The sequence below is a fragment of the Pseudooceanicola sp. NS-SX9 genome, assembly GCF_057380705.1.
In genome coordinates this window covers 1-16,277 of sequence record NZ_CM170818.1, presented here as the reverse complement: position 1 = coordinate 16,277, position 16,277 = coordinate 1, and the positions used below count along the sequence as shown (strand labels likewise).

The following is a 16,277-nucleotide window of genomic DNA, read 5'->3' as shown; positions in this document are numbered from 1 at the left end:
GATTCGCGGGGCCTTGGCAAACGGTCTGGCTTGCCGCGGGGGCAGATTTCGCAAGATTCCGAAAGCTGCGCCCAACCGCGTCTATTTCATGGGCGCCTATTTGCCCTGGGGCTCAAAAATGTGGCCGTCGAAAAACTGGTCGGGCAGAAGCGACAGGCTGCCCGAGGCCGAGGCGATGGCGGTCTCCTGCGCCAGGGCGCCCTCGATCTTCATCGAGGCGCCGGGCAGGTCGGCCTCGGTGCCAGCCAGGGCGGCGCGGTGCAGGTCGGTGCGGAACGAGGCGCGCCCGGCCCGCAGCGCCTGGTCGCGGTCCAGCCCGGTGCGGCTGGCCAGCTGCAGGGCGATCCATTCCGCCTGGCTGCGCCAGGGGAAGGTCGCACAGCCGCGGTGAAAGCCGACGAAGCCCGGCACATGGCGCATCTCGCCGCGGGGATTGATGGTCAGGCGGCCCGACAGGGCGCGGTCCAGGATCTCGGCCGGCATGTTCAGATATTCGGGGCGGGCCAGGATCTCGGCGGTCAGGCTTTTCGATTCCGGGGCCGCCAGCCAGCGCCCGGCGCGCCAGACGGCCCGGATCAGCCGGCCCAGCAGCTCGTCCTCGCGTTCGGCCCAGTCGGTGCGGGTGGCCAGGACCTTCTCGGGGGCGAATTCCCAGATCGCGCGGCCCGGCAGCAGCAGCTCGCCCGCGGCGTTTTCCACGGTGATCGAGCCCCAGGGCTCGCCGACGCAGAAGGCGTCAAGCTCGCCTGCGGCCATGGCATCGGCCATCAGCGCCGGGGGGATGGTGCGGATCAGCACGCCCTGGGGCGCCGGCAGGCCCACGGAATTCAGCCAGTAGTACAGCAGTTCCGCATGCATCGAGAAGGGGAAGGGCACACCGATGCGCAGGGCAGTGTCGGCGGGTTTCGCGGCCATCAGCGCCAGCCCCGCGGCGCGGGCATCGTTGAAGGCGAAATCATGGCCGACGTCGCGCAGCCGCTGCGCCAGCGCGTTCGAGACCCCGATGACATTGCCGTTGACGTTCAGCACCGACACTGCCGACAGCGCCGCCCCCGTGCCCCCCAGCCCCATGGCCGAGGCCACCGGCACGGGCGAGAGCATGTGCGCCGCTTCGATCCGGCCATAGACCAGCATGTCGCGCAGGCTGGACCAGGAGGGGGCGCGGATCAGGTCCAGCGCCAGGCCTTCCTCGGCGGCAAAGCCCATCTCCTGCGCCACCACGAGGGGGGCGGAATCGACAAGGGCAATGAAGCCCAGGGAGAGCGTCGTGCCTTTCATCCAAGCAGCCCCGCGGCGGTGACCAGCGCCTGGGCGACCTCGGCCACGCGGCGGCCCTGGTCCATGGCGGCCTTGCGCAGCAGGGCATAGGCCTCGTCCTCGCCGACGCCGCGGGCCTTCATCAGCATGCCCTTGGCGCGGTCGATCACCTTGCGCTCTTCCAGGGCCTTCTTGGTGGCGGCCAGTTCGGTGCGCATCCGCTGGAACATGTTGAAGCGCGCCACGGCGGCATCCAGCACCGGTTTCACCCGGTCGGGCGCCATGCCGGCCACCACATAGGCCGAGACGCCGGCCTCGATCGCGGCGCGGGTCAGGCTGTCGTCGGTCTGGTCGACGAACATGGCGACGGGGCGGTCCAGCGGGCCAGAGGCCAGCGTCAGTTCCTCCATCATGTCGCGCGACGGGTTGGCGATGTCGATCAGCACCATGTCGGGATTGTGGTTGCGGATCGAGCGCGCCAGCCCGGTGGTTTCCGCGATGACATGGATGTCGTAATCGCCGGCCGCGCGCAGGCTGTCGACGATCAGCAGGGCACGGTCCCGGTCGGCTTCGACGACGATGATGGAAAGCTTTTCTGCCATGCTTCGCAGATGGGGTCCTTGCGTCAGGGAAGTAAAGGCAGCGGTTCGGTCTGTGCCGCAAATTCCGGCCAGACCGCCCAATTTCCAAGCAGCATCAGTCGAGTGTGCGGCGGAAGCGCAGCAGCGCCGCCCCCGCCAGCAGCACCACGAACAGCGTCAGCGCCCAGAGCGGGCCTGCGACGTCCGACAGCCCCGCCCCCTTCAGCATGACCGAGCGGATCAGCCGCAGGAAATGCGTCAGGGGAAAGACCTCGCCCAGCCATTGCGCCCAGGGCGGCATGCCGCGGAACGGGAACATGAAGCCCGACAGCATCAGCGAGGGCAGGAAGAAGAAGAACGTCAGCTGCATCGCCTGCATCTGGGTCCGCGCCAGGGTCGAGATCAGGTAGCCCAGAATCACCAGCGCCAGAACGAAGATCAGCACGCCCAGCAGGATCAACCACAGCGCCCCCATGAAGGGCACGCCGAAGACCGCGCGCGCGGCCACCAGCACCACCATGACCTGCACCGCGCCGACGGCCAGATAGGGCAGGATCTTGCCCAGCATGATTTCCAGCGGGGTGGCGGGCATCGATAGCAGGTTTTCCATGGTGCCGCGCTCGGTCTCGCGGGTCAGGGCCATGGCGGTCATCATCACCATGGTCAGCTGCAGGATCACCCCCAGCAGGCCCGGGACGATGTTGTACTGGGAAATGCCCTCGGGGTTGTAGCGGCGGTGCACGATGACCGAGAGCTGGGCGGCCTCTTCCTCGGGGGTGGTGGTGGTGCCGGTTTCGCGCTGGAGGGCCTGGGTGGCGACGGTCGAGAGGGTCGAGATCGCGCCCGAGGCGACCGAGGGGTCTGTGGCATCGGCTTCGATCAGGATCTGCGGATGATCGCCGCGTTCGACCCGGCGGCCGAAATCCGAGGGCACGGTGACGACGAAGGAGACCGCGCCTTCGGAGATCAGCCGTTCCGCCTGGTCGGCGGTCGCGTGGGGATAGGTGAAGCGGTAATAGCCGGTCAGTTCCAGCGCGCTGACCATGGCGCGGGTAAAGCGGTCTTCGGTGGGGGCAACGAGGGCTGCGGGCAGTTGCTTGGGGTCGGTGTTGATGGCGAAGCCGAACAGCATCAGCTGCAGCAGCGGCAGGCCCAGCATCATCCCGAAGGTCAGCCGGTCGCGGCGCATCTGGATCAGTTCCTTGCGCAGCAGCGCCATCAGGCGGGTCAGGGAAAACAAGTATCTCATCCGCGGTGTGCCTTCTGCGGGGCGCAGGTGTGGCGGGGGGACGCCCCGGCCCCGCATCGAGCGGGCCCGGGGCGTCGGGGGCTGCGCCCCCGGCGCGGGTGGCGGCCGGGGCGCCTCATGCCATGTTGTCCCGCGACTGGCCCATGAGGCGGATGAACACGTCCTCGAGGCTGGTTTCGGCGGGGGTGAGGGTGGTGCCGGTCTGTGTCGCGACCGCGCTGGCGCTGGCCCTGAGTTGCACGGCGTCGCTGCCGACGACGTGCAGCGTGGCGCCGAAGGGGGCGATCTGTTCGACGCCGGGGCGGCCCTTCAGCAGCCGGGCGGCCTCGGCCACGGCCGGGCCGGTCAGCAGGAAGGTGGTCAGGCCCGCATCCTGCACGACCTGGGCCACGGTGCCATGGGCCACCAGCCGGCCATAGGCGATGTAGTTGATGCGGTGGCAGCGTTCGGCCTCGTCCATGTAATGGGTCGAGACCAGCACCGTCAGCCCGTCGCCCGCCAGCGCATGGATTTCATCCCAGAACTCGCGCCGCGCCTTGGGGTCGACCCCGGCGGTGGGTTCATCGAGCAGCAGCAGCCGGGGCTTGTGCATGATGCAAGCCGCCAGCGCCAGACGCTGCTTCCAGCCGCCCGAGAGCGATCCGGCCAGCTGATCCTTGCGGGAGCCGAGCCCCAGGTCCGCAAGCGTGTCGCGGACCACGGCCCGCGCCGGGTGCAGATCGTAGAGGCCCGCGACGAAACGCAGGTTCTCCTCGATCGTCAGGTCTTCGTAGAACGAGAACCGTTGGGTCATGTAGCCCACCTCGCGCTTGATCGCGCGGCCCTCGCGGCGGATGTCGCGGCCCAGCACGCGGCCTTCGCCCGCATCGGGGGTCAGCAGGCCGCACATCAGCCGGATCGTCGTCGTCTTGCCCGAGCCGTTGGGCCCGAGGAAACCCGCGATCTCGCCCCGGGCGACCTGCAGCGTCACGTCGTCGACCACCGTGCGGGTGCCGAAGCGCTTGGTCAGCCCCCGGACCGAGATCGCAGGATCGCTCATGATCCGCCTCCGGGCAGGGTGACGCTGACGATCTGGCCGGGTTTCAGGGGGCTTTCGGCGGTGGGCAGGGCCTCGACCAGATAGACCAGCTTCTGGCGGTTCTGCAGCGAGTAGATCACCGGAGGGGTGAATTCCGGCCCGTCCGCGACATAGCTGACCCGCGCCTGCATCCCCGCCGCGCAGCCATCGCATTCGACATCCAGAAGGCTGCCGGGGTGGATCTGCGCGATGCCGGGTTCCGGCACGTAGAGGCGCAGCTTCACCGCGCCATCCGCCAGCATCGACAGCACCGGCGCCGAGGGGCCGGCCAGTTCTCCTGCGGTGCGGATCACGTCGTCAATGACGCCAGCGGCAGGGGCATGCAGCTGGCGCTGGTCCAGTGACCAGGCGGCCTTGTCGCGGGCAGCCTGCGCGCCGTCGACAGTGGCCTCGGCGGCGGCGATTTCCTGCGGACGCGCGGGCAGGCGGCCGACGGACAGGCTGGCCTGCGCCTGGGCAACGGCGGCATGGGCCACCTGGGCGGCGGTCACCGCATCATCGCGGTCGGCCTGGGTGGCGGCGCCGCGCTCGGCCAGTTTCTGCAACCGGGCCTGCTGACGGTCGGCCTCCTCGGCCTGGGCCCGGGCCTGCGCCAGCGTCGCCTCGAGCACGCGGATCTCTTCGGGGCGCTTGCCCTGCTGCAGATCGGCCAGCGAGGACTGCGCCTGCGCCAGGCTGGCCTGGGCCTGTTTCAGGGCGATGGTGGCGTCACGGTCCTCCATCTGCACCAGCAGGTCACCGGCCCGGACGCGGGTGCCGCGGGCGACCGACAGCGCCCGGATCTGCGCCGTCTCGATCGGGGCGATCAGGGTATAGTCGCCCTCGACATAGCCGGTGGCGAAGGGGGCGGGGGTGCAGGCCGACAGCAGCCCCGCCAGCAGCGGGATCTGGCACAGGATCATCAGGTGTCCCTTTCCGAAAGCGCCTGATCGAGCATCGCATCGAGGTTCCCGGCCAGCGTCGCGGCAATGGCGCGGGCCTGGTCCTCGCCGAAGGTGTCCCAGCCCAGGCGCCGGGTGATCAGCCGCTGGGCGATGCGGAAATAGATGATCTGTCCCAGCAGGGTGAAGCAGCGCAGCCGCACCTGATCGCTGTCGGCGGGCTGGCCGGTGACGGCGGACCACAGCGCGCAAAGCTCGCCGTGGCGACGTTCGAAGATCCGGTCATAAAGGCGGTCGGCGCCCGCGCCCGGTTCCTGCACCTGGCGCAGCACGAAGGCCGCCAGCTCTGGTGCGGCGGGGGCGGTGACCAGGAACCGCGTTATCGCGGCGATCATTGCATGCAGCCGGGCGCGGGCAATGTCGGGGGGCAGGGGCATGTCCAGCGCGGGGCCGGCAACGCGGTCGATGTGTTCGGCCACGGCGGTCAGGCAGGCGTCCTGCAGCCCCGCCTTGCCGCCGAAGTGATAGGCGATGGCCGAGATGTTCGCCCCCGCCTCCTTCGCCAACCCCCGGGTCGAGGTCGCCACATAGCCGTCGCGGCCGAACAGCTTCAGCCCGGCCAGGATCAGGCGGGCGCGGGTGTCATCGGGGGGCGGGGGCACATCTGTCATGTCTGTAGGTTAAATCAATCGATTGATTTAAAGCAAGGGCGCACAATGTCGCTGCGCTTCGGGCCCTTTCCCCGCGGTCGAAAGGGCGTACCTTTCCGGGGCAGGAGGACCGATGACATGAGCTGGAACCCAGATCTGATGCTGACCGACCCGGACGCGCTTGACCGGGCCGCGCTTCAGACCGTGCTGGTGCCGCGCGCCCGCGACATCGAAGGCTTTGAGGTGCGCCGCGCCTTGCCCGCGCCGCGGCGTCAGATGGTCGGCCCCTTCATCTTCTTCGACCAGATGGGCCCGGCGGAACTGCTGACCGGCGAACGGATCGATATCCGTCCGCATCCCCATATCGGTCTTGGCACCGTGACCTACCTGTTTCAGGGCAGCTTTCATCACCGCGATTCCATCGGCTCGGACCAGCTGATCCTGCCGGGCGAGGTGAACTGGATGATGGCCGGCCGGGGCGTCAGCCATTCCGAACGCAGCCCCAGCGTCGAGGCCTTCGGCCCCCGTGCCCTGCACGGCATCCAGACCTGGATCGCCCTGCCCGAGGATCGCGAGGACAGCGACCCCTTCTTCGAACACCGCAGCCGCGACGCCCTGCCCCTGCTGGAGGCCGAGGGCATCCGCGCCCGGCTGATCCTGGGGCAGGCCTTTGGTGAACGGGCGCCGGTGACGCTGTTTTCCGAGGCGTTCTATCTGGACGTGCGGCTGGATCCCGGCCGTGCCGCCCCGCTGCCCGACGATCACGAGGACCGCGGCGTGCATGTCGTTTCAGGACAGGTGAGCGTGGCGGGGGATACCTTTGGGCCGGGGCAGATGATGGTGTTCCGCCCGGGCGACGCGATCAGCCTGCGCGCCGGTCCCGAGGGTGCCCGCCTGCTGGTGTTGGGCGGTGCGACGCTGAACGGGCCGCGCTACATCTGGTGGAACTTCGTCTCGTCCAGCGCCGACCGGATCGAGGCGGCCCGGATCGACTGGGCGCGGGCCGACTGGGGGCGGGGGCTGTTCCGCCTGCCGCCGGGCGATACGCAGGACTTCATCCCCCAGCCGCCGGCCGCGCCGGGGCGGATGACGCCGATGCGGGCCGGTGCCCGCGATCCCTCTGCCCGTGGAACGGGCGCCTGAGGTTGGGTGCCGTTGCGGCAGGCGACGTTCTGTCTGCTCGCGGCTTGGGGCAAGGGGCGCTTTTCTGACGGTCAGGTGATTCGCCGTGACAGGGGGCAGGCTTTGGACGGGGCCGTGCCGGGGCCGTTGTGCCGCAGGCGGGGCCCCTGCCGGAAACGTCGAAAAGTTGCAGGATCGGCCCCGATTCTGCCCCCGCGTCACCGAGCTGCGGCGCTGCGATCAACCCTGCCTTGCGCCCTGTACATGCCATTGAAATATGGACGTGACAAACATCTGCCCCCTGCCATCCTGTTCCAGAGGAGGTGCCGGAGATGTACGATTCAGCGCGCACGGCGCGTGACTTTGCAATTGAACTGCACGACGGACAGATCGACAAGTTCGGAAAGGACTACGCGGCGCACGTGATCCACGTGGGCCAGATGCTGGCAGATTACGGTTGGGAATACGAGGCCGTGGGCTACCTGCATGATGCCGTGGAAGACTGCGGTGTCACCCTGGGGGAGATCGGGGAGCGTTTCGGAGAGACAGTGCGCAACGGGGTTGATGCGGTGTCGCGCCGAAGGGGGGAAGATTACGATTTGGACTATTTGCCGAGGGTCCTGCAGAACGAGCTGGCCCTGCTGGCCAAATATGCCGACTGCCGCGACAACTTTGGCAAGATCCACCTGCTGCACGATCCCGAACAGGCTGCGCGCGACAAGAAGCGCTACGGCGCCATGCTGCGCCGCCTGGAGAGCGTCCGACCCGAACTGTCCCGCTGGGGGCCGCCGCCGCGGCTGGTCTACAACGACGGCCTCTGGATCGAGGCCTGAACCGTCGGAACAAATGGAAACGCCAGCCGGAAGGCTGGCGTTCTGCGTTTCGGGGGGCGGAACGCCTCAGAAGTCGAGGTTCTCGACGTTGAGGGCGTTCTGCTGGATGAACTCGCGCCGGGGTTCCACGACGTCGCCCATCAGCTTGGTGAACAGGTCGTCCGCCTCGGCCATGTCCTCGATGCGGACCTGCAGCAGGGTGCGGGCATCGGGGTCCAGCGTGGTTTCCCACAGCTGGTCGGGGTTCATTTCGCCCAGGCCCTTGTAGCGCTGGATCGACAGGCCCTTCTCGCCTTCCGACAGGATGGCACGCAGCAGTTGCAGCGGCCCGTGGATGACCTGGCTCTTGTCTTTGCGCACCAGCGTGGCGGGGGTCGTGTAGACCTCTTGCAGGGCGCGGGTGAAAGACCCGGTGCGGCGCGCCTCGCCCGAGCGCAGCATGTGACCATCCAGAGTGCGGACCTCTTCGACGCCGCGCAGGATGCGGGCCAGGCGGATGCCCTTGTCCTGGGTGATGCGGCCGGTCCAGCCGCGCTCGTATTCCAGGGCGATCTGGTCGAGGCGCGCAGCCACCTTGGTGGCGACGCCCTGCAGGTCGGCATCCACCGCGCCCGGCACGAAGGCCCCGGCAATGGCGGCCTGTTCCAGGATGTGGCGCTGGTAATGGGTCGGGAAGGCATCCAGGACGCGCTTCAGCTGCCGGGCCTTCTCGACCACGTCGCGCAGGTCCTGACCCGCCAGTTCCGAGCCATTGCCAAGACGCAGCACCGTGCCGTCGATGCCGTGGTCGACCAGGAAGTCGTCCATCGCGGCCTGGTCCTTCAGGTAGACCTCGGACTTGCCGCGCGACGCTTTGTAAAGCGGCGGCTGCGCAATGTAGAGATAGCCGCCTTCGATCAGCTGCGGCATCTGGCGGTAGAAGAAGGTCAGCAGCAGGGTGCGGATGTGGGCGCCGTCAACGTCGGCGTCCGTCATGATGACGACCTTGTGGTAACGCAGCTTCTCGATGTTGAATTCATCGCGGCCGATGCCGGTGCCGAGCGCCATCACCAGGTTGCCGATCTCGGCCGAGGACAGCATCCGGTCGAAGCGGGCGCGTTCCACGTTCAGGATCTTGCCGCGCAGGGGCAGCACGGCCTGGGTGCGCCGGTCACGGCCCGTCTGGGCCGAACCACCGGCCGAGTCGCCCTCCACCAGGAAAACCTCGGTCTTGGTGGCGTCCTTCTCGGAGCAGTCCTTGAGCTTGCCCGCCAGGAAGTTCACGTCGAGCGCGGTCTTGCGGCGGGTCAGTTCGCGGGCCTTGCGGGCGGCCTCGCGGGCCAGCGCGGCCTCGATGATCTTGCCGACGATGATCTTGGCTTCGTTGGGATTCTCTTCGAACCACTCAGACAGCTTTTCGTTCACCAGGCTTTCGACCACGGGGCGAACCTCGGACGAGACAAGCTTGTCCTTGGTCTGGGACGAGAATTTGGGATCCGGCACCTTGACCGAGAGCACGCAGGTCAGGCCTTCGCGGGCGTCATCCCCGCTGAAGGCGATCTTTTCCTTTTTCGCGATCCCGCTTTCCTGGGCGTATTTGGTCAGCGTCCGGGTCAGCGCGGCGCGGAAGCCCGCCAGGTGCGTGCCGCCGTCGCGCTGCGGGATGTTGTTGGTGAAGGGCAGCACCATTTCATTGTAGCTGTCGTTCCACCACATCGCGACCTCGACGCCGATGCCGTCCTTTTCGCCGGTGATGAAGATCGGTTCGCTCATGACCGAGGTCTTGGAGCGGTCGAGGTATTTCACGAATTCCCGCACACCGCCGTCATAGTACAGCTCGCTGTGCAGGGATTGCGCCGGGCGGTGATCCTCCAGCAGGATCCGCACGCCCGAGTTCAGGAAGGCGAGTTCCCTCAGGCGCTTTTCCAGCGTGTTGTAATCGTAGTCGAGGTTCGAGAAGGTCTTGTCCGAGGACAGGAAGCGGACCTCGGTGCCCTTCTGGCCCTCGGCCTCGCCGACGACCTTCAGGGGAGCGACGGTCTGGGAATGCTCGAAGCGGACGTAATGCTCCTTGCCGTCGCGCCAGATCCGCAGTTCCAGCCAGTCCGACAGCGCGTTCACCACCGAAATGCCGACGCCGTGCAGGCCGCCCGACACCTTGTAGGAGTTCTGGTCGAACTTACCGCCGGCGTGCAGCTGGGTCATGATGACCTCGGCCGCGGAAACGCCTTCCTCGGGGTGGATGTTGGTGGGAATGCCGCGGCCGTTGTCGCGCACCGAAACCGAGTTGTCGGCATGGATCGTGACGGTCACGCGGTCGGCATGGCCGGCCAGCGCCTCGTCGATGCCGTTGTCGACGGCCTCGTAGATCATGTGATGCAGGCCAGAGCCGTCATCCGTGTCGCCGATATACATGCCAGGACGCTTGCGGACGGCATCCAGGCCTTTGAGAACCTTGATGGAATCTGCGTCGTATGTCGGCTGGGTCTGTTGGGCTTCCGCCATGCGTCGGGCATCCTTCTCACTTTGCCCAAGTTATATCCGTTGGGCGCGGCAATGTCACGTCGCTGACACGTGTTTCGGCCCCCCGGGCGGGGTCTTGCGGGGGGTGTTGCGCGGGGGATTCGCCCCTGCGGGGCGAAGCCTCCGGCGGAGGTATTTTTCGACAAGAAAATGGGTTCAGGTGAAGGGGATGACGAGGCCCACGAGCAGCATCAGCAGGCCCGCGGTGCGGTTGATGCGGGTGATCCAGCCTGGGGTCGTCAGGCGCGCGCGCAGGCGGTGCACCAGGGTCGCGAAGATCAGGTTGCCGAGGAAGGGGACCAGCATTGACAGGGCGACGATGGCGGCGATGTCGGGGGCGGTGATGCGGGTCAGGTCGAAGAAGCCCGGCAGGATGCCCATGTAGAAGAGGATCGCCTTCGGGTTGCCCAGGATCACCGCAACGCCGGCGGCAAAGCCCGCCCACTGGCCGGGACGCATCAGGCGGCTGTCGGTGGAAATCCCGCGGTCGGCATGGCGCAGCAGCCGGATCCCCATGAAGAGGAACATCGCCGCGCCGAGCAGCCGCAGGACGATCAGGATGCCGTGCACCTCGGAAACCAGCCAGCTGATGCCGAGCGTGGCCAGCAGCGGCCAGAGCGCATCGCCCAGGGTGACGCCCAGGGCCAGCGGCCAGGCGGCAGGGAACCCGCCCGCGAGCGTGCGCGCGATCAGCGCGAGCCAGACCGGGCCCGGGGTCAGGAACAACACCAGAAGGCCCCCCGCGTAGAGCGCCAGTTCCCAGGGGGTGATGGTCATTCCGGCCTCGGAATCGTCAGGCGACCGGTGTCGTCCAGCGGCCAGAAGGGGTTGTGGGCAATCTCCCAGACATGGCCGTCGGGATCGGTGTAATAGCCGGAATATCCGCCCCAGAAGACCTCGGCCGGGGGTTTCAGGGCGGTGGCGCCGGCGTCCAGGGCCTGGGTCCAGGCGGCATCGACCGCGGGACGGTCGGCAAAGTTCTGCGCCAGCGTCGCGGCGCCGGTGCCGAGAGGCACGTCGGGGCGTCCCTGATCCTGCGCCAGGTCCTGCAGCCCGAAGAGCGCCAGTCCCATACCGTCGAGCTGGTAGAAGCAGACGCCCGGTGCCGTGTTGACCGGGATCCAGCCAAGCGCACCGTAGAAGCGCCGGGCGCGTGCAAGGTCCGCAACTCCCAGTGTGACAAGGCTGATGCGCTGTGCGGGCAGGCTCATGCGGCGGTCCTTGGCTCGGCACGGCTTTCGCCGGCGGTATCGGTGATTTCCAGGTACTGCGCGCGATCACCCAGGCCGGTGAACAGCTCGGGGCCCGTGCCGGTCATCCAGGCCTGGGCCCCAAGCGCGCAGACCTCGTCATAGAGAGCGGCGCGGCGGCCTGCGTCAAGATGGGCCGCGACCTCGTCCAGCAACAGGATCGGCGGGGCACCGAAATCCCGCGCCAGTCCCCGGGCATTGGCCAGGATCAGGCTGACCAAAAGCGCCTTCTGTTCCCCGGTCGAAGCCTCCCGGGCGGGAATCCCCTTGGCCCGCCAGGTGGCCTCCAGGTCGACACGATGCGGCCCCGCCAGCGTGCGGCCCACGGCCATGTCGCGCCGGCGCCCCTCGGCCAGGGCCGTGCGCAGGTCGTCCTCGGCCAGGGGCATCTCGCCCTCGGGATGGCTCAGGGAAAGGTCGGGGGCGGGAAAGGCGGTTTCGGCTTCCTCGGTGGCCTCGGCGATCAGTTGCAGGGCGCGCAGGCGGTTCGACTGGATCTCGGCGCCCGCCTCGGCCATCTGCCGTTCCAGCGCCAGATACCAGGCGGCATCCTGCACCCCGTCGCGCAGCAGCCGGTTGCGCTCCCGCATCGCCTTTTCATAGACCAGAGACACCTCCGCATGGCCCGGCACGATGCTCAGCACCATGCGATCCAGGAACCGCCGCCGTCCCTCGGCCGCCTCGATCCACAGCCGGTCCATCGCGGGCACCAGCCACAGCACTCGCGCCACCCGACCAAGCGCCACCTGCGCCGCCGCCTTGTCGTCGATCCGCAAGGTCCGGTTCTGCCCCGGCTCGGCGCGCATCTCGACCTCGTGCACCTGGTGCAGCGATCTCAGGATCCCCGACAGCCGCCAGCCCAGCCCCTCGGGGCGCCGCGACAGATCCTCCGCCAGCGCCCGCCGCAGCCCCCGCCCCGGCGAGAACATCGATACCGCTTCCAGCACGTTGGTCTTGCCCGCGCCATTCGGCCCCCACAGGGCCACGGGCCGGCCATCGGCATGGATCGATCCCTGCCGCCACGAACGGAAATGAGACAGATCCAGCCGGGTCAGGCAAAGCTTCCCCACGGGACCCGCCCCTTCATTTTCTTGTTGAAAAATACCTCCGCCGGAGGCTTCGCCCCGCAAGGGGCGAAATCAGCTGCCTCAGACGCGCATCGGCATGACGACGTAGACCGCGCTCAGGTCATTGCCCTCGCGCATCAGCGTCGGATCGCCGGACGAGTTGAACAGGAACACCGCGTTCTCGCGATCGACCTGGCTGGCGATCTCCAGCAGGTATTTCGCGTTGAACCCGATCTCCAGCCGTTCGTCGCCATAGGCCACGGCCAGCTCTTCCTCGGCGGCACCCGAATCCGGGGCATTCACCGACAGGATCAGCCGGTCTTCATCCAGGCTCAGCTTCACGGCGCGCGAACGCTCGCTGCTGACGGTCGCCACCCGATCGACGGCCTTGGCGAATTCGCTGGCATCGACCTCCAGGCGGCGGGTGTTGTTCATCGGGATGACGCGGGAATAGTCCGGGAAGGTCCCGTCGATCACCTTCGAGGTCAGGCTGATCTGCGGCGTCGCAAAGCGGATCTTGGTTTCCGAGACCGAGACCTCGACCTCCAGCTCGTCATCATCCAGCAGCTTGCGCAGCTCGCCCACGGTCTTGCGCGGCACGATCACGCCGGGCATGTCCTCGGCGCCTTCGGGCAGGGGGGCGTCGATGCGCGCCAGGCGGTGGCCGTCGGTGGCCACGCAGCGCAGCACCCTGCCGTCCTCGGCCTCGGCCACATGCATGTAGACGCCGTTCAGATAATAGCGCGTTTCCTCGGTCGAGATGGCGAACTTGGCCTTGTCGAACAGCCGCCGCAGCACTGGCGCCATCGCCTTGAAGCTGGAGGCATATTCCGACGAGGCCATCACCGGGAAGTCCTCTTTCGGCAGGGTCGCCAGGTTGAACATCGAGCGCCCCGCCTGCACCACCAGCCGGCCCGCGCCCGCCTCCTCGGACAGCGTGACCATGGCGCCGTCGGGCAGCTTGCGGACGATCTCGTGCAGGATGCTGGCGGAAACGGTGGTGGCACCGGCGTGCTCGACCATGGCGGGGGCCTTGTCGACGACCTCGATATCCAGGTCGGTGGCGCGGAACTGCACGTCGGCGCCCTCGGCCTCGATCAGCACGTTCGCCAGGATCGGAATCGTGTTCCGCCGTTCGACCACGGATTGCGCCTGGGCGACCGCCTTCAGGAGAACCGCGCGCTCAATGCTGAATTTCATCGTTTCCATCCTGTTCCCGTCCCGACCCCGTGCCGGGACCGGAAAGCTACCCGTTTTGTGGGCCGATACAACGGGTTTCTTGAACTTCCGTCAGGAAAACGGGCCATGTCCTGCCGTCTGCCGGCGTCAGGCAGGCATGATCCGCAACATGGCATCCATGTAGGTTACGGCCTGACCTTCCAGGAAGACACGGTCGCCTTCCAGCCGGCAGGCGATCTGGCCGCCACGGGCCGACAGCTGGGCTGCGGTCAGCCGCATGCGCCCCAGCCGTTCCGCCCAGAGCGGCACCAGCGTCGCATGGGTCGAGCCCGTCACCGGGTCCTCGTCGATGCCCGATCCGGGCACGAAATAGCGCGACACGAAGTCGATCGAGGTCCCCGGCGCTGTGATCACAAGGCCGAGCGGCGCCAGCAGCCTGAGCCGCGGCAGGTTCGGACGGAACGCCAGGACCGCGGCTGGGTCGCGCAGTTCGGCGAAAAGATTGCCGGGGCTCTGCCACAGCGGCGTGCCCGGCGGCAGGTCCGAAAGCGCCTCGGCCCAGTTGGCGGGTATCGGGTCGGGCAGCGGCACCGGCGGGCGCACCGGCAGGTCCAGCTCGTATCCGCCGCGGGTCGGGCGCACGCGCAGCGTCCCGGCACGGGTTTCGAACGACAGGGTACCGGTGGCGCCGTATTCGGTGGTCAGGATATGGGCCGTGGCCAGGGTCGCATGGCCGCAGAAATCGACCTCGGTCATCGGGGTGAACCAGCGCAGCTCCCAGCCGCCGCCGGCATGGGGGCGGGCAAAGGCGGTCTCGGCCTGGTTGTTTTCCATGGCGATCGACTGCATGACGGCCTCGTCCAGCCAGTCATCCAGGATCAGCACCCCGGCGGGGTTGCCCGAAAACAGCTCGGCCGAGAAGGCGTCGACCTGGAACATGCGCATGGATGAGAGTTCCTTTCCCGCGGTGATCTGTCCTCCGGGGTAGCGGCCACCTTGCGGACCCGCAAGGAAAAGCCCCCCGAAGGCGCAAGACCCGGTGCGGGGAAGCGCACCGGGTCTTGGAAATTGTGCTCACCTTGCGGCAAGATGGGGCTGCCGCGTCATTCTTCCAGGGCGCGGCGCAGCATTTCCAGATCATCGGCGATCTGGGCATCCTGCTGGCGCAGCTCCTCGATCTTCTTGACGCCGTGCATGACGGTGGTGTGGTCGCGCCCGCCGAAGCGGCGGCCGATTTCGGGCAGGGACCGGCGGGTCAGCTTCTTGCACAGGTACATCGCCACCTGGCGGGGGCGGGCAAAGCTGCGCAGCCGCTTCGGGCCGATCATGTCGCTGAGGCGGATGTTGTAATGCTCGGCCACCTGGCGCTGGATCTCCTCGATCGTCAGCTTGCGCTCGGACGAGCGCAGCACATCCGACAGGCAGTCCTGGGTCAGTTCCAGCGTGATCTCTCGGCCGACCAGCGAGGCGAAGGCGAACAGACGCGTCAGCGCCCCCTCCAGCACCCGCACGTTGGTCGAGATCCGATGCGCCAGGAATTCCATCACGCCATCGGCGACGACGATTTCCGGGTGCTTCAGCTGGAAGGCATCGACCTTGGACTGCAGGATGCCCAGGCGCAGTTCGTAATCGGTCGGGTGCAGGTCGACCACCAGCCCCGAGGACAGCCGCGACGACAGGCGGGCGGGCAGCTGCTTGATCTCGTTGGGCGCGCAGTCGCCCGACAGGATGATCTGCTTGTTGTGTTCGACCAGCGCGTTGAAAGTGTGGAAGAATTCCTCCTGGGTGGAATCCTTGCCCGCGATGAACTGCACGTCATCGACCATCAGCACGTCGACGTTGCGGAACAGCGACTTGAAATCCATCATCTTCTTTTCGCGCAGCGCCTGCACGAAGCGATACATGAACTGTTCCGCCGACAGGTAGACGACGTTCAGGTTCGGGTCGCGGGATTTCATTTCCCAGGCGATGGCGTGCATCAGGTGGGTCTTACCCAGACCGACGCCACCGTACAGGAACAGCGGGTTGAACTCGACCTCGCCACCCGAGGCGACGCGGCGCGCGGCGGCATGGGCCAGCTCGTTCGGCTTGCCGACGACGAAGCTGTCGAAGGTATAGCTGGGATCAAGCGGCGCCGGACGCAGCATGCGTTCCTGCATCGAGAGGTTCTCGGCCGAGACGCCGGCGGATTCGGCGGCAACGGGGGCGGCTGCCTCGAAATCGGCATGGGGCGCAGCCGGGGGGACGGCCTGGTTCTTGTTGACCGCCGGGGCGGGGCGCAGGCCCGGGCGGATCACGTTGAATTCGATCCGGCGCACGTTGTCCTCGACCTGAGAGAATTCCCCCAGGATCAGGTCGCCGAAGTTCCGTTGCACGTAGGTGCCCATATAGGCGGAGGGTGCCGCCAGGGTCGCCACGCCATTCTGGACCGACGCCAGTTCCAGCGGCGCGATCCAGTGCGTGTAGTTGTGTTCACCGACGGATTTACGGAGATTTTTCTTAAGTTCGCCCCACATGTCGCTGGTCATCTGTAACTCTTTATCCCCCGTTTCCGTTCGCCGTTCCGCAACCCGCGCCTATCCGGGCCCTGCACGTCACCGACCACGAGAAAACACAACACCACCCCGT

General features: G+C 67.5%; 15 protein-coding genes. 2 read left to right on the top strand and 13 right to left on the bottom strand.

All coding sequences use genetic code 11. From position 1 onward, the window contains the following. Positions 1 to 96: 96 nt before the first annotated feature. The 6 genes from AC2ITM_RS00075 to AC2ITM_RS00050 all read right to left on the bottom strand — a co-directional run bounded on the left by AC2ITM_RS00075 (position 97) and on the right by AC2ITM_RS00050 (position 5,717). Positions 97 to 1,278, bottom strand: coding sequence for a CmpA/NrtA family ABC transporter substrate-binding protein (locus AC2ITM_RS00075; protein ID WP_486467800.1), 1,182 nt, complete (start codon positions 1,276 to 1,278; stop codon positions 97 to 99). Beyond that, complete coding sequence (locus AC2ITM_RS00070) at positions 1,275 to 1,859, bottom strand: ANTAR domain-containing response regulator (RefSeq protein ID WP_486467799.1); 585 nt, start codon at positions 1,857 to 1,859, stop codon at positions 1,275 to 1,277. The genes AC2ITM_RS00075 and AC2ITM_RS00070 overlap by 4 nt, the downstream gene beginning before the upstream one ends. 94 nt (positions 1,860 to 1,953) lie before the next feature. Next, positions 1,954 to 3,087, bottom strand: a complete 1,134-nt coding sequence (locus AC2ITM_RS00065) for an ABC transporter permease (protein ID WP_486467798.1) — start codon at positions 3,085 to 3,087, stop codon at positions 1,954 to 1,956. 115 nt (positions 3,088 to 3,202) lie between these two features. Next, on the bottom strand, positions 3,203 to 4,126 hold the full coding sequence (locus AC2ITM_RS00060) for an ABC transporter ATP-binding protein (RefSeq protein WP_486467797.1): 924 nt from the start codon (positions 4,124 to 4,126) through the stop codon (positions 3,203 to 3,205). Further along, positions 4,123 to 5,067, bottom strand: a complete 945-nt coding sequence (locus tag AC2ITM_RS00055; RefSeq protein WP_486467796.1) for an HlyD family secretion protein — start codon at positions 5,065 to 5,067, stop codon at positions 4,123 to 4,125. Before AC2ITM_RS00055 ends, AC2ITM_RS00060 begins: the two co-directional genes overlap by 4 nt. Beyond that, a complete protein-coding gene (locus tag AC2ITM_RS00050) occupies positions 5,067 to 5,717 on the bottom strand; it encodes a CerR family C-terminal domain-containing protein (protein WP_486467795.1) in 651 nt (216 codons plus the stop codon). The genes AC2ITM_RS00055 and AC2ITM_RS00050 overlap by 1 nt, the downstream gene beginning before the upstream one ends. 117 nt (positions 5,718 to 5,834) lie before the next feature. Here AC2ITM_RS00050 and AC2ITM_RS00045 point away from each other — a divergent pair, with 117 nt between their 5' ends. Both AC2ITM_RS00045 and AC2ITM_RS00040 read left to right on the top strand, forming a co-directional pair. Next, positions 5,835 to 6,839: a pirin family protein gene (locus AC2ITM_RS00045; protein WP_486467794.1), complete on the top strand. Its 1,005-nt coding sequence runs from the start codon at positions 5,835 to 5,837 to the stop codon at positions 6,837 to 6,839. A gap of 311 nt (positions 6,840 to 7,150) precedes the next feature. Continuing rightward, a complete protein-coding gene (locus AC2ITM_RS00040; protein ID WP_486467793.1) occupies positions 7,151 to 7,651 on the top strand; it encodes an HD domain-containing protein in 501 nt (166 codons plus the stop codon). A gap of 66 nt (positions 7,652 to 7,717) precedes the next feature. Here AC2ITM_RS00040 and gyrB read toward each other — a convergent pair whose 3' ends face one another. The 7 genes from gyrB to dnaA form a co-directional block, all read right to left on the bottom strand. Further along, positions 7,718 to 10,135 carry a DNA topoisomerase (ATP-hydrolyzing) subunit B gene (gene gyrB, locus AC2ITM_RS00035; protein WP_486467792.1) on the bottom strand — a complete coding sequence of 806 codons (2,418 nt, stop codon included), beginning with the start codon at positions 10,133 to 10,135 and terminating at the stop codon, positions 7,718 to 7,720. Positions 10,136 to 10,309: 174 nt separating this feature from the next. Next, positions 10,310 to 10,930: a LysE family translocator gene (locus tag AC2ITM_RS00030; RefSeq protein WP_486467791.1), complete on the bottom strand. Its 621-nt coding sequence runs from the start codon at positions 10,928 to 10,930 to the stop codon at positions 10,310 to 10,312. Continuing rightward, complete coding sequence (locus AC2ITM_RS00025; RefSeq protein ID WP_486469455.1) at positions 10,927 to 11,358, bottom strand: VOC family protein; 432 nt, start codon at positions 11,356 to 11,358, stop codon at positions 10,927 to 10,929. Before AC2ITM_RS00025 ends, AC2ITM_RS00030 begins: the two co-directional genes overlap by 4 nt. 2 nt (positions 11,359 to 11,360) lie before the next feature. Next, a complete protein-coding gene (gene recF / locus AC2ITM_RS00020) occupies positions 11,361 to 12,473 on the bottom strand; it encodes a DNA replication/repair protein RecF (protein ID WP_486467790.1) in 1,113 nt (370 codons plus the stop codon). 78 nt (positions 12,474 to 12,551) lie between these two features. Continuing rightward, complete coding sequence (dnaN, locus tag AC2ITM_RS00015; protein WP_486467789.1) at positions 12,552 to 13,670, bottom strand: DNA polymerase III subunit beta; 1,119 nt, start codon at positions 13,668 to 13,670, stop codon at positions 12,552 to 12,554. A gap of 126 nt (positions 13,671 to 13,796) precedes the next feature. After that, entirely contained in the window at positions 13,797 to 14,594 is a 798-nt protein-coding gene (locus AC2ITM_RS00010; protein ID WP_486467788.1) for a PhzF family phenazine biosynthesis protein, read from the bottom strand. Between the two features lie 158 nt (positions 14,595 to 14,752). Next, positions 14,753 to 16,177, bottom strand: coding sequence for a chromosomal replication initiator protein DnaA (gene dnaA / locus AC2ITM_RS00005; protein WP_486467787.1), 1,425 nt, complete (start codon positions 16,175 to 16,177; stop codon positions 14,753 to 14,755). Positions 16,178 to 16,277 lie beyond the last annotated feature (100 nt).